The 13,131-nt window shown below is 73.3% G+C and carries 14 protein-coding genes; 6 read left to right on the top strand and 8 right to left on the bottom strand.

Annotated elements, in window-relative coordinates:
• On the top strand, positions 1-696 hold a 696-nt coding region (locus tag ACTHLI_RS01305), incomplete at its 5' end, for a helix-turn-helix domain-containing protein (RefSeq protein ID WP_440180944.1).
• A 9-nt stretch (positions 697-705) separates the two neighbouring features.
• On the opposite strand, the gene ACTHLI_RS01300 is transcribed toward ACTHLI_RS01305, so the two are convergent.
• A complete protein-coding gene (locus ACTHLI_RS01300) occupies positions 706-1,518 on the bottom strand; it encodes a helix-turn-helix domain-containing protein (protein ID WP_440180943.1) in 813 nt (270 codons plus the stop codon).
• A 142-nt stretch (positions 1,519-1,660) separates the two neighbouring features.
• Here ACTHLI_RS01300 and ACTHLI_RS01295 point away from each other — a divergent pair, with 142 nt between their 5' ends.
• Positions 1,661-2,401: an SDR family oxidoreductase gene (locus tag ACTHLI_RS01295; protein ID WP_440180942.1), complete on the top strand. Its 741-nt coding sequence runs from the start codon at positions 1,661-1,663 to the stop codon at positions 2,399-2,401.
• An 8-nt stretch (positions 2,402-2,409) separates the two neighbouring features.
• Here ACTHLI_RS01295 and mgtA read toward each other — a convergent pair whose 3' ends face one another.
• Positions 2,410-5,106 (bottom strand): magnesium-translocating P-type ATPase, encoded by a 2,697-nt coding sequence (gene mgtA, locus ACTHLI_RS01290; protein ID WP_440180940.1) that lies wholly within the window; start codon positions 5,104-5,106, stop codon positions 2,410-2,412.
• Positions 5,107-5,213: 107 nt separating this feature from the next.
• Here mgtA and ACTHLI_RS01285 point away from each other — a divergent pair, with 107 nt between their 5' ends.
• On the top strand, positions 5,214-6,185 hold the full coding sequence (locus ACTHLI_RS01285; protein ID WP_440180939.1) for an HD domain-containing protein: 972 nt from the start codon (positions 5,214-5,216) through the stop codon (positions 6,183-6,185).
• Between the two features lie 9 nt (positions 6,186-6,194).
• Here ACTHLI_RS01285 and ACTHLI_RS01280 read toward each other — a convergent pair whose 3' ends face one another.
• From ACTHLI_RS01280 to ACTHLI_RS01265, 4 genes are all read right to left on the bottom strand, one after another.
• Entirely contained in the window at positions 6,195-6,686 is a 492-nt protein-coding gene (locus tag ACTHLI_RS01280) for an N-acetyltransferase family protein (protein WP_440180937.1), read from the bottom strand.
• 71 nt (positions 6,687-6,757) lie between these two features.
• Positions 6,758-7,999, bottom strand: coding sequence for an HNH endonuclease (locus ACTHLI_RS01275; RefSeq protein WP_440180935.1), 1,242 nt, complete (start codon positions 7,997-7,999; stop codon positions 6,758-6,760).
• A 170-nt stretch (positions 8,000-8,169) separates the two neighbouring features.
• The gene (locus ACTHLI_RS01270) at positions 8,170-8,703 is read right to left on the bottom strand and encodes an AAA family ATPase (protein WP_440180934.1); all 534 of its coding nucleotides are present in this window, start codon (positions 8,701-8,703) and stop codon (positions 8,170-8,172) included.
• A gap of 43 nt (positions 8,704-8,746) precedes the next feature.
• The gene (locus tag ACTHLI_RS01265; protein ID WP_440180932.1) at positions 8,747-9,151 is read right to left on the bottom strand and encodes a hypothetical protein; all 405 of its coding nucleotides are present in this window, start codon (positions 9,149-9,151) and stop codon (positions 8,747-8,749) included.
• 79 nt (positions 9,152-9,230) lie between these two features.
• Between ACTHLI_RS01265 and ACTHLI_RS01260 the strand changes: the two genes are divergently transcribed.
• Together ACTHLI_RS01260 and ACTHLI_RS01255 are read left to right on the top strand one after the other, a co-directional pair.
• A complete protein-coding gene (locus tag ACTHLI_RS01260) occupies positions 9,231-9,566 on the top strand; it encodes a cupin domain-containing protein (RefSeq protein WP_440180946.1) in 336 nt (111 codons plus the stop codon).
• The gene (locus tag ACTHLI_RS01255) at positions 9,563-9,895 is read left to right on the top strand and encodes a hypothetical protein (protein WP_440180930.1); all 333 of its coding nucleotides are present in this window, start codon (positions 9,563-9,565) and stop codon (positions 9,893-9,895) included. The genes ACTHLI_RS01260 and ACTHLI_RS01255 overlap by 4 nt, the downstream gene beginning before the upstream one ends.
• A gap of 16 nt (positions 9,896-9,911) precedes the next feature.
• Here the strand turns inward: ACTHLI_RS01255 and ACTHLI_RS01250 are convergent, their stop codons facing one another.
• The gene (locus ACTHLI_RS01250; protein ID WP_440180928.1) at positions 9,912-10,583 is read right to left on the bottom strand and encodes an HAD family hydrolase; all 672 of its coding nucleotides are present in this window, start codon (positions 10,581-10,583) and stop codon (positions 9,912-9,914) included.
• Positions 10,584-10,992: 409 nt separating this feature from the next.
• Entirely contained in the window at positions 10,993-11,202 is a 210-nt protein-coding gene (locus ACTHLI_RS01245; RefSeq protein ID WP_440180927.1) for a hypothetical protein, read from the bottom strand.
• Between the two features lie 206 nt (positions 11,203-11,408).
• Between ACTHLI_RS01245 and ACTHLI_RS01240 the strand changes: the two genes are divergently transcribed.
• Complete coding sequence (locus ACTHLI_RS01240) at positions 11,409-13,061, top strand: thiamine pyrophosphate-binding protein (RefSeq protein WP_440180925.1); 1,653 nt, start codon at positions 11,409-11,411, stop codon at positions 13,059-13,061.
• Positions 13,062-13,131: the final 70 nt, after the last annotated feature.

Raw genomic sequence — 13,131 nt, 5'->3', positions numbered from 1 at the left:
CCTGCGGTGCTCGAGGCGCTGCGGGAGGCGGCGGCCCGCGGCACGCGGATCGCGTCGGTCTGCACGGGGGCCTTCGCGCTCGCGGCGGCGGGCCTGCTCGACGGGCATCGGGCGACCACCCACTGGGAGCAGGCCGCGGATCTCGCCGCGCAGTACCCGGCCGTCCGGGTCGACCCGGACGTGCTCTTCGTCGACGAGGGCCAGGTGCTCACCTCGGCGGGCGTCGCGGCCGGCATCGACCTCTGCCTGCACCTCATCCGCCGCGACCACGGCGTGCGCGTCGCGGCCGACGTCGCGCGCAGGATCGTCGCCGCGCCATACCGCTCGGGCGGGCAGGCGCAGTACCTGCCCCACGCGCTCCCCGAGCGCACCGGCCGGACGTACGACCGGACCCGCGAGTGGGCGCTGCGTCGGCTCGCCGATCCGCTCACGGTCCGCGAGCTCGCCGCGCACGCGGGCGTCTCCTCCCGCACCTTCGCGCGCCGGTTCGTCGAGGACACCGGTCACCCGCCGCTGCAGTGGCTCCTCCGGGCGCGGCTCGATCGAGCCCGCGAGCTGCTCGAGGCGACCGACCTCGGGCTCGAGCAGATCGCGGCGCAGGTCGGGCTCGGCACCGCGCACAACCTCCGCAGCCACTTCACCCGGGTCGTCGGCACGACCCCCGGCGCCTACCGCCGCGCGTTCACCGCCTCCTGAGCGGTCCGCTCAGGATGGCGTGCGCGCGAGCAGCGCGAGCAGCTCGAGTCGCTCGGCGCTCTCGCTGCGCGCCTCCGGGTAGTAGACGACGAGGATGAGGTCGCCGACCGGCAGCTTGTCGCGGTGCAGCCGGAGCGGACCGACGACCGGATGGTCGAGCGACGCGGTGCCGCCCTCGAGCCGACGCACGTCGTGCCTCGCCCAGAGCGAGCGGAACCGGGCGCTGGCGAGGGAGAGCTCGCCCACGAGCTCGATCGCGCGCGGGTCGTCCTCGGCGTCGCCGAGCGATCGGCGGAAGGCGGCGACGAACCCCTCGACGGCCCGCTCCCAGTCCTGGTGGAACGCGCGCTCCTCCGGGTCGAGCAGGAGGGACCGCAGACGGTTCTCGCCGGGCGCGAGCCGCGGGCTGAGGGCCAGGGCGAGGTCGTTCGCGGCGACCACGTCGAAGGTGCGGTTCTCGAGGAACGCGGGCACCCCGATCGCGGCGAGCAGGTCGTGCAGCCTCGCGGGCACCCGCCCGGGCCTCCTGGCGCGCCGGAGGAGCGGGGTCGGGCCGCCGAGCCCGAGCAGGTACTCCGTCTCGACGTCGTCGAGCTGCAGGACGCGCGCGAGCGCCTCGAGCACCTGGGCGGACGGGTTGCGGTCCCGCCCGCGTTCGAGCCGGAAGTAGTAGTCGGCGCTGATACCGGCGAGGAGCGCGACCTCCTCGCGGCGCAACCCGGCCACGCGTCGGTTGCCGCCGCCCGGCAGCCCGGCCTGCTCCGGGGTGACCAGCGCGCGGCGAGCCGCCAGGTACGCACCGAGCCGGTTCTCCTCGTCCACGACCCGCACCGTAGCCGCCGCGCGGGCGGCGACGGGTGCCCTGTCACTCCACGTCTCACGGGGGTCCTCCCCGGCTAGGCCCCGGCGTCCGACGATCGAGCCGTCCGGCCGCCGGCCGGACGGACAGACAGGAGCAGCACTCATGGACATCAGCGGACGCACCGTGCTCATGGTCGGCGGGACCGCCGGCATCGGGCTCGCGCTCGCCCGGCGCTTCGCCGCCGCGGGCAGCACCGTCGTGGTCGGCGGCAGGAGCACCGACCGCGTCGAGGACCTCGAGACGGTCCGGATCGACGTGACGGACGCCGGATCCGTCCTCGCGGCGCGGGACGAGGTCCTCGCGAAGCACCCCGACCTCGACCTCGTGGTCACCATGTCCGGGGTCATGCTGCTCGAGGACCTGCGGGACCCCGCCCACGGGGAGCAGGCCGAGACGACGGTCGCCGTGAACCTGCTCGGCACGATCCGGGTGATCGACGCGTTCACCCCGCACCTGATCGGGCGCGGCTCGGGCGACATCCTCACCGTCACCTCCGGCATCGGGTTCGTGCCCTTCCCGCTGATGGCGACCTACGGCGCGACGAAAGCGGGGGTGCACTCCTACACCGAGTCCCTCCGCGCGCACCTCGCGGGCACCGGGGTCGGTGTGACGGAGCTGATCCCGCCCGCGGTGGCGAACGCGGGCCAGCAGCGCCTCAACCCGAACGCGCTGCCCATGGACGGCTTCCTGGACGAGGTGCTCGGCCTCCTGCAGCAGGACCCGACACCGGCGGAGATCGTCGTCGAGGCCGCCCAGTACCTCCGCAGGGCCGGACGCAACGGCACGTACGCCGACCTGCTCGCCGCCCGCTCGAAGCCGCTCGAGCAGCTGCCCGGCCGCTGATCCCGCCCTCAGCCGGCCGGCGCCCGCACGGACGCCGGCCGGCCGTGGCGGACGAAGACGGCGGCGCGCCGCTGCACCCGGCGCTCCCACCGCTGGAGCGGCGAGCGGGGCGGTGCCTGCCTCGGCGCCTGGTCCGCCGCGTAGAACCAGCGCTTCGCGAGCTCGGCGAGCACCAGGTAGGACCCGATCATCGCCAGCAGCGCGAGGAAGTACGGCGCCGGGACGAGGGAGAAGCCGAGCAGCGGGGCGAGCGGCGTGAACGGCAGGGCCACCCCGATGGCGGCCGTGAGCAGGGGGACGACGAGCACCGGGATGCTCGGCCGGCTGCGGAAGAACGGCACCCGACGCGTGCGGATGACGTAGATGACGAGCGTCTGCGTCGCGAGCGACTCGATGAACCAGCCCGTGCGGAACTCGGCGGGCCCGGCATGGAGCAGCAGCAGCATGACGCCGAAGGTCGCGAAGTCGAAGATCGAGCTGATCGGCCCGAAGATGACCATGAAGCGGCGGATGAAGCGGATGTCCCAGGCCGCGGGCCTCGCGATCACCTCCGGGTCGGTGCGGTCGGTCGGGATCGCGAGCTGGCCCGCGTTGTAGAGCAGGTTGTTCAGCAGGATCTGCGAGGGCAGCATCGGCAGGAACGGGAGGAACAGGGAGGCGCCGGCGGCGCTGAACATGTTGCCGAAGTTCGACGACGTCGCCATGAAGACGAACTTCATCGTGTTGGCGAAGATGCGGCGCCCCTCCGCGACGCCGTCGGCCAGCACGTCGAGGTCCTTCTCGAGCAGCACGACGTCGGCCGCGTCCTTGGCCACGTCGGTGGCGCTGTCCACGGAGATGCCGACGTCCGCGTGATGCAGGGCGACGGCGTCGTTCACCCCGTCGCCCAGGAAGGCGACCACGCCCCCGTGCCCGCGGGCGACCTTGACGATGCGGGCCTTCTGATCGGGCGTGACGCGGGCGAAGACGGTCGTGTCCGGGATCCGCCGGGCCAGCTCTCCGTCGTCGAGCTCATCGAGCTCCGCCCCGGTGAGCAGCCCCGTCACGGGCACGCCGAGCGTCCCGCAGACGGCTGCGGCGACCGTGCCGTTGTCGCCGGTCACGAGCTTGACCTGGACGTCGAGACCCGTGAGGCGCCGGATCGCGTCGCCGGCGTCCGCCTTGGGCCGGTCGACGAAGGTCAGGAACCCGAGCAGGCGGAGCCCTGCCTCGTCCGCGGCCGAGAGCGCGCTGACCGGATCCGGCAGCGGCCTGGAGGCGATCGCGACGACGCGGGCGCCGGCCGAGAACAGGCGCTCGAGCGTCTCGCGGCCGTCCGCCGCGCTCGCCCCGCTGCGGGCCAGCACCGCCTCCGGCGCCCCCTTCGTGATGAGCAGCCGCCCACCGTCCGGCGCGACGACCGCGACGCTCGCGAGCTGCCGCTCGTGATCGAACGGCAGGGCGGCCAGACGGCGGTAGGCGCCGACGCCGTCCGCAGCGTTCGTGAGCGACGCCGCCGCCGGCGCGCGCCACAGCGCCTGGTCGAGGTCGTTGCCGCCGACGGGACCGCCTGCCTCCCCCGTCGCCTCGTTGCAGAGCAGCCCCCACCGCAGCAGCTCGGGCGCGGGCGCGCCCGCCGGATCGACCGCCTCCGCGAAGGTCGTCCTCCCCTCGGTCAACGTGCCCGTCTTGTCCGTGAAGAGCGTGCGGATGTCGCCGAGGTCCTCGATCGCGACGAGTCGCTTGACGAGCACCTTCTTCGCCGCGAGCTTCCGCGAACCGGCCGAGAGGCTCACGGTCACGATCGCCGGCATCATCTCGGGCGTGATCCCGACCGCGATGGCGAGGGAGAACAGCAGCGCGTCGATGACCGGCCGCCCGAACGCGGTGTTGATCGCGAAGATCCCCAGCGTCAGGATCGCGGCGACCGCGACCAGGAAGCGGGAGAACGCGGAGAGCCCGGCCTGGAACGCCGTCCGCGGCGCCTCCTCCGCGAGCCCCGCCGCGATCGCGCCGAACGCGGTGCCGCGACCGATCGAGGTGACCACCCCACGCCCGCTGCCGCTGTGGACGATCGTCCCCATCCGCGCGCAGCACGGCAGGTCGAGGCCGCTCGCCTCCGGCGCCGCCGCCGCCGTCTTCTCGGCCGGCGCCGACTCCCCGGTGAGCAGCGCCTCGTCGCACTCGAGCGCGGTCGCGGCGAGCAGCCGGAGGTCGGCGGGCACCAGATCCCCCACCCGCAGGTCGACCACGTCGCCCGGCACCAGCGCGGTGACGTCGAGGGCGATCGGGTGCCCGTCCCGCCACACCACGGCGCGCCGCGTGATGCGTGCGTGCAGTGCGGCGACCGCGAGCTCCGCCCGGTACTCGTTGACGAAGCCGAGCCCCGCGCTCAGGGCGACGATCACGACGATGATCACCATGTCGGTCCGATCGCCGGTGAGCCCGGCCACGGCCGCGCAGATGAGCAGCAGCACGACGAGCGGGTTGCGCAGCTGACCGCCGAGGACCACCCACCAGCGCACCTGCCTGGCGTGCACGAGATTGGGGCCGGCCGCCTCCCGGCGCGGCACCGACTCCGCCGTCGTCAACCCGGTCGGCCGGGAACCGACCCGCGCCAGCACCTCGTCGACGGGCAGACGGGCCGCGGTCACCAGCTCGAGCTCGCCGTCCGTGAGCGTCCGGGTGACCGCCGGCGCGGTGCGCGGAGGGCGGATGCCGGTCACAGGATCCATCTGCGCCGGTCGCGCGCTCGGCCGTCAGGGGCGAAAGGCCTCGACGTTCGTGCGCGACCATGAAGGGCGCGCGCAGCGCCTGAGGGACGGAGGGCCGGGTGATCGCCGACGTGCTCGGGGCGTCCGGGGTGTACGCCGACCCGCTGTGGCGGGTGGAGGTGCCGCTCACCCCGCTCGAGCAGCGGCTGCTGCGCGCCCCGTCCGTTCGCCGGCTGGCGTTCATCTCCCATGCCGGGGCGTCCTCGATCGCGACCACGCAGAGCTACTCACGGCTGGAGCATTCGCTCGGTCTGCTCGCACTCGTGGCGCACTTCACGCCGGAGGACCGGGCGGCTCGCGTCGCGGCGCTGCTGCACGACATCGGGCATCTGCCCTTCAGCCACACCTTCGAGGGGCTGGCCGGGCTCGACCACCACGTCCTCGGCGCTGCGGCGATCCGGGACCTCGCCGGCGTCCTCCGTGACGGTGGCATCGACGCCGACGAGGTGATCGCGATCGATCGGGGTGAACGGCCCTCCGCGCTCCACGACCGCGCCGGTGTGCTGCGCCTCGATCACCTCGACTCGTTCGTGCGGAGCGGCCGCAGCCACGGCCGGACCGTGCAGGCACCGCCGGAGACGCTGCGCAGGCTCCGGCTCGAACGCGGAGCCGTCGCCACCGACGCCACGACGGCGCAGTACCTCGTCGAGCTGATCGCCGCCGAGGCGCGCGCGCACCTCTCGGAGATCAACGTCATCGCGAACGCCGTGCTGCGGGACCTGGCCGCGACCGTGTTCGAGCGCGCCGACAGCGCAGCGCGGTCGCGCCTCGCGCGGCTCACCGACGACCGGTTCTGGACCGTGCTCCTCGACGATCCTGCGACCGCCGCCGACGCACAGCGTCTCCGGGACGACCCGCTGCAGTGGTGCGCATGCCCCGCCTCCCCGGACGCACCGGCCGGCGATCACGTGCTCCGCCACGAGGTCCGGCGCCTCTACCTGGACCCGCCGCTCGTCGACGGGGAACCGTTCCGGGGAACACTCGGGGACCTGCCCGCCGCGCCCGTCCGGTACACCGTCGCCCGGAGGTGAGGTCGCGAGCTACGGCCCGGGGGTCAGTTCGAGCAGCAGCGTGTCGGAGCCGCCGTTGCGCCCGACCCGCTGGAATCCCAGCCGGTCGTACAGCTGCCGTGCCCGGTTCCCGTCCTCGACGCTCAGGCTGATCGCGCGGAGCCGGAGCCCACGTGCGCGCCCGATCAGGGCCTCCATCAGCCGGGTGCCGGCGCCCTCTCCTCGGTGCCCGGGGAGCACGCCGATGCTGAGCTCCGGCACGTCGTCGGCGACGTAGCCATAGCCGGCGTCATCGGCGGGGAGGAACCGGAACCAGGCCGCACCGACCGACACACCGTCGGACGTCTCAGCGACCACGCCGACGTCGCCCGTCCTCGGCCAGCCCGTGAGGTAGCGCGACGTGGGCGTCTCCTCGAGCGTCATGCGCGATTCACCGTTCCAGTTCGCCGCCTCGAGCAACGCGCGCGCGAGCACGTCGACGTCCTGGTCGGTGGCGCCGCGGATCACCAGGTGCGCTGCCATCGCAGGTCAGCATGGCCCACTGCCGCGAGGCGTCGCCACCGTGGTGCAGTGGGGGCCCTCCGAAAGGTCGGTCAGAAGGGGGTGTGCTCCGTTTCGTCGATGGTGCGGATGCGCATGGCGGTCTTCATGGTCTGCACCCCGCCCCACTTGTTCCGCCAGTACGGGGTGCCGTCGTCGCCGATGCGGACGTCGGCGAACCCCGCATCCTTCGCCTGATGACTCCTGCGGCACAGGACCTGCAGGTTCTGGTGCCGGGTCCGCCCGTCGTGCTCGAACCGTTGCACATGGTCGATGTCGGCCCGGTGGGCGGGGAGTCCGCACCCGCAGCCGCAGGTCGGCTGCCGCAGGTGCAGGAGCTTCTTGAGCCCGGCGGGGATGTACCGCTCGTGGGAGTCGAATCGCAGGATCACGTCATCGACCGGGTCGATGACCGCGCGGGTCCAGGTCGCCGTGTGCGCGATCAGGGTCCGGGCGGTCTCGGCGTCGATGCTGCCCATCCCCGCCACCCGCCCCGGCGCATCGGCGGCACCCGTGGCGGTGTCGGCGGGGATGGTGACCAGGATCGTCGCGTCGATCAGCTTCCTGGCAGGGTCCCCGTCCCCGGTCTCCCCGGACGTGCCGGTGTCGCCGAGGCGTTCGAACGGGTACGACGGCCCACCGGCCGCCGGCCCCCGCATGCACCCCGTCAGCAGCGCATCGACCGCGGAATCCACCATCAGACACCCCAACGTGCGGCACTCCCCGTCCCGCCCGTGCGCGGCCACGGCGTGCTTCCGGATCCGGTCGTACACGGCCGCGATATCGATCGCGGTGGAGTGGATCTCCAGCACCGCCTGCCCGTCCTGCGTCGCACGAGCCCGCACGAACCGCCGGTTCGTGGCCTCCGTATGCCGCTCGGTCGTGGTCTCCGGCTCCAACTCGTCGCGGAGTTCGTGCAGTTCCCGCTCGACCGCCCTGACTCGCTCGGTCTGGACCAGTTCCGCGGCCTTCGCGTCGAAGACCTCGTAGTGCGTCGCGGGGAGGCCGATCGCGATCGTCCCGGCCGCGACCGCGGCGTCCTCCGACGCCGCCCCACCCAGGAACACCGCCCACGTGTTCGGGAGGTGGTCCCGCAGCATCCGCGCCGCCTCCAGCCGCCGTTGGACCTGGGAGCGGGTGACGCGCAGCTCGTTGGCCTGATGCAGCAGGAACCCGGTCACCACCGGGTCGTCCGGACGCGGCATCGTCCCGGTCTGCTCCTGCTCCTCCAACAGCATCGCGTCCATCCCCGCCAGCATCAGATGCAACCGCACCGCAGCCGCAGCGTTCACCATCCGATCCGCATGCTGCAACGAACGCGTGAACAACTCCTCCCGCGCATCCAACAACGCGAACGGATCATCCGGAGGACTCAGGGGCGGTGGGGCGCCGCCGGGATCAGTGGGATCTGACATACGAACACTCCACCACACCCCACCGACAGAGATTCGCAGACGTATTCGACTTACTCGGTTCGCAGCCGAGCGAGGACACCGCGCGCCGTCTCCAGTGGAGACTCGCCCGTCCGGACCTCGATGTGCCGGCCGGGCAGCCGCGTGTAGTCCACCTCGGCGTCGGGTTCGGTGAGCTGTCGCCGGTCGGCATCGGCATGGGCCGGGTGCCGCTCGCGCTCCCGGATCCGCCGGAGTCGCTCGTCGCGGTCGGCGCTGCAGATCACGCAGATCAGGTCGAGGTCGTACTCGTCCCGCCAGCGACGGAGCACGCCCCAGTCCGCCGGCTCGTGCATGGTCGCCTCGATGATCAGGTCGACCCGGTTCGCCAGCTGCCGTTCGGCCAGCGACTGGAACACCCGGAACGAGAAGGGCGTCTCGATCCCGGCGTCGTGCAGTGAGGCCTTGACGTCGTCCTTGTGCAGGCACGCGACGTTCAGCTCACGGGAGAGCAGATCGGCGAGGGTCGTCTTCCCCGTGCCGCCGAGGCCGCAGACGAGGATCAGTCGCCGCCGGGAACGGGCGGCACCGCGCTCGTGCGATCGCATCGCCCCATGATGCGGGCAGCGCTCTCCGGGTCGCCCGCGCGGATCAGCGCCCGAAGAAGCCGAACCCCACGGTCACGATGAAGGCGACCACCAGCGAAACACCGGCGGTCGCAGGCGCGACGACCCGTGCGGGGAGCCGTGCACGCTTCGCGAGCGCCCGGCCGCCGATCCACGCCACCGCGAAGAGCACCAGGAGGGCGAGCAGGCCCACCGCCGAGAACGCGAGATCCCCGTCGTTCCAGGTCGCGTCCCAGTCGTCCTGCAGCAGCGAGACGACACCGATCACGCCGAGCATCGTCAACGCGAGCGGCAGCGCCGCCACCAGTCCGGCGACGATCCCCAGCACGCCGGCCACGACCAGCGCCCAGCTGCGAGGTACTCCGCCGAAAGCCGCCTGCTCGACCGCGGTGCCGGGAGCCGCCCCGTCCGACTCCCGCACCTCGGTCACCACGCCAGAGTCGCACCGGCGCGGGCTCCGGTCAAAGGACCGGTGCGGTGCGCCGTGAGGGCGCGAGAATCGACGTGTGATGGAGCCCGTCGCCCGAGTCACCCTGCTCAAGCAGGACATCCCTGCCCATCCGACCGGGACAGTCGAGGTGCGGCGCATCACGCTGCAGCCGGACGTCGCCGGCGGCCCGCACCGGCACAACGGGCCGGTCTTCGGCTCGATCGAGCGCGGGTCGGCGTGGTTCCAGGTGGACGGCGGCGAGCCGGTGCTGCTCGCGACCGGGGACGTGTTCTACGAGCCCGCCGACACCCGCATCGATCGCTTCGACGCCACCAGCGAGGGCGTCACGTTCCTCGGCTTCTTCCTCACGGGATCCGGCCAGGAGCCGCGGCTCACCCCGGAGGCGCAGCCGTGACGGCCCCGGCCCGGGCGACCTCCGAGTCCGCAGCGGTCTCCGTCGTCGTGCGTCCCTATTGGTTGAGCTCGTGGTTCCTCCGCGCCTTCGCCCGTCCGTTCGTCGTCGTGGACGGTCGCGAGCACCCGGCCCGGTGGTCACGTCCGCTCCGCGTCCAGGTGCGGGCGGGAGCACGGAGCATCGGTGCGGGCATCCGGTACCCGGGGACGAGACGGCTGCTCGGCTACCGCCCGCTCACCGTCGACGCCACCCCGGGCGAGCAGGTCGAGCTCCTGGCGCGCAACGGACCACTCAACAGCGAGCCGTTCTTCATGACCGTACTGTCCTGATCGCACCCGGCGCGGCTCAGTTCCCCGTTGCGACCAGCCGACCGGGAAGCGCTCGGAGGGAGCGGAGCGCCTCCGGATCCCGATGCCGCCCATCGCGGTCGACGAGCACCGCGCGCAGCCCCGCTCCGCGCGGCGCGTCGACGTCGAGGTCCGGCAGGTCGCCCACATGCAGCACCTGTGACGGCCGCAGTCCGAAGCTGCGACATGCCGCCAGGTAGGCCTCGGGATCGGGCTTAGAGGTGCCCAGGTCCTCGGTGGTGAGCACGAACTCGAACCGGTCGCCCAGACCGACGGCGGTGAGCTTGGCGCGCTGCTGCGCCGCCGCGCCGTTGCTCAGGATCCCGAGCCGGATATCCCGTGCGGCGAGCGCGCGGAGCGCGTCGTCGACGTCCGGGAACGCTCGCCATGCCGCTTCGTACTCGACCAGGTAGCCCGCGAAGACCGCGTCGAGTCGCTCGGCCGTCCACGTCGACGCCTCCGGCAGCACGTCCCGCAAGCGCGCCCGCCGTTGCTCGTCCCAGGTGAGCAGGCCCGACCGCCACTCCCCCACCCGGCGCTCCTCCGCGGCGAGCCAGGCCGTGATCGACGTCGCGGACACCGTCATCCCGACGGACGGCAGCCACGCCTCGAGGGCCCGGTGCGCCGCGCCCTCATGGTCGAAGAGCGTGCCGTCGAGATCGAAGAGCACGGCTCGGATCCCTCTTCCGGCCGCACCCTCCACTCCGCAAGTCTGACCCGCCGCCGCACCTCCACATGCCTCCGTACGGTCGACGAGGAGGTGTCCATGCTGTACGTCCTCGCGACCCGTCACGGCTTCGGGCCGGAGCCGCCCTCCTGGGCGACATCACTATCCCCGGCGGGTCGGTCTCCCTCCGGGTGGCCGGCTCCACCCGAGAGCGCACGCCTTCGCCACCGGGCACGGCGTGCACGAGATCCTCCTCCTCCGCTCAGGTGAGCTGAGGGAGCCCCGCCCGGTCCGGGCGCGATCCGACGAGACGGGCGTGCGAGGACGCCCGGGATGTCGGAAATCGCCCGTGTCCCGCGCTCAGATGGCCCGGCGGCACCCGTCCGCCGCGCGACGCTCCCGCCAGAGGCGGTCACCACACCGACGGCAGCGTCTGCGACGTGAAGTAGAGGTCTGCGACGCCGAACACCACCCCGACGGCCATGAGGGCGATCGCGCCTCGCCGGAGCACCCTGGTGTCGGTCATGCGCGCGTCGTGGATCGCCAGCGCGAGCAGCGCACCACCGATCACGACGCAGATCCAGCACGCGTTCGCGAGCAATGGATCGCGAAACGGGTCCACGCCGACAGTATGACCAGGCGGCGCCCGCGGCGTACCGGGCGTCGTCACCACTGCGCATCGAGCCGCGTGGGCACGGGGCGGATGCTCGACGTGCTCGAAACGGTGATGGGCGGGCTCGGCGACGGCCCGAGCGCGGGACCGGCAAGATCGACGGTGCGCTGCAAGCATCGGATTCGCGGAGCCGTCGCGACCGAGGAAGGATCCGCGTGCCCTCCGTCTCCGAGATCGTCGCCGTCACCCTCGCGCAACACGTGGAGCACGTGTTCGGGGTGATGGGCAACGGCAACGCCTGGTTCCTCGATGCGCTCGAGCGACGCACCGGCGCGCACTACTGGCCCGTCCGGCACGAGGCGGGCGCGGTCGTCGCCGCCGACGCGCACTTCCGCGCCTCCGGTCGTGTGGCCGCGGCGACGACGACCTACGGAGCGGGCTTCACCAACGCGCTGACCGCGCTCGCCGAGGCCGTCCAGGCGCACGTGCCGCTGGTGCTCGTGGTGGGTGACGAGCCCACCTCCGGGCCTCGAGCGTGGGATGTGGACCAGATCGCGCTCGCGTCCGCGGTCGGAGCGCGCACGTACACGGTCGGCCGTACCGATGCCGCGGCGACCACGGTGATCGCGCTCGAGCACGCGCTCGCGTATCAGCTGCCGACCGTGCTGGCCATCCCGTACGACGTCGCGCGCGCCGAGGGCGGCGAGCTGTCGACCGGGGTGGCGCTGCGCGTCCCGGCTCCCCTGCCGATCGACGGACCGTTCGCCCGGGCGGCGATCGCCCGAACGGCGCAGGATCTCGCGGGCGCCTCCCGTCCGCTGCTGCTCGCCGGTCGCGGGGCGTGGCTCGCCGGGGCGGGCGACGCCCTCGGCCGGCTCGCCGACGCGATCGGCGCGGTCACCGGCTCGACGGCGCTCGCGCGCGGCGTGTTCCCCCGCCCCGAGTACGACCTCGGCGTGCTCGGCGGGTGGGGTGCGGAGGGGGCCGTGGACCTGGTGCAGCGCGCCGATGCGGTCGTCGTGCTCGGCGCCAGCCTCAACCAGTTCACGACGCGCTTCGGTGAGCTCTTCGCGCCCGGCACGACCGTCACGCAGGTGGACGTCGCTCCGGCGGCGACCCATCCGCACGTCGGCCGGTTCATCCGCGGCGACGCCGCGCTGGTGGCGGAGGCGCTCATCGCGGAGCTCGCCGCCCTCGGCGCACAGCCCTCCGGGTGGCGCGAGTCGATCGACCGCGCCGCGCTGCTCAGGCGCGACCCGGGCGACCACGCCGCGCCGGACGGTCGGCTCGACCCGCGGTCCGCGGCGGTGCGGATCGGTGAGCTGCTGCCGGAGGACCGGGTCGTCGTCTCCGACGGCGGCCACTTCATCGGCTGGGCGAACATGTACTGGCCCGTCGCCGCCCCCGACCGGATGCTCATGGTCGGCACCGCCTATCAGGCCATCGGGCTGGGCTTCCCCTCCGTCGTCGGTGCGGTGACGGCGCGCCCCGCGTCGACCGTCGTGCTCACGACCGGCGACGGCGGCGGACTGATGGCGCTCGCCGACCTCGAGTCCGCCGTGCGCGCCGCAGCGGGCAGGGGGCTCGCGGTCGTCTGGAACGACGGGCAGTACGGCGCGGAGACGAACGTGTACGGAGCGCTGGGGCTCGCACCGGAGCCCATGCTCATCCCCGAGGTGGACTTCGCCGCGCTCGCCAGGGCGGTCGGCGCGGAGGGCGTGGTGGTCCGGACGCTCGACGACCTCGACCGGCTGCGGACGTGGGTCGCGGAGCCGGAGTCCGAGCGCCGGTTCCTGCTGCTCGACCTCCGCATCTCCCCCGCGGTGGTCGCTCCGTACCAGCTCGAGATCCTGCACCGCACGCGCTGAGCGGGCTCGCTCCGACGCGGCGACGACGAGCCGCGACGTCATCCGGCTCCGTGGCGGTCTACCAGCGGCG

Source organism: Amnibacterium sp. (assembly GCF_051956055.1).
Taxonomy (GTDB): domain Bacteria; phylum Actinomycetota; class Actinomycetes; order Actinomycetales; family Microbacteriaceae; genus Amnibacterium.
Note: the sequence above shows the minus strand (reverse complement) of the source record. Positions and strands in the feature narration are given on the sequence as shown.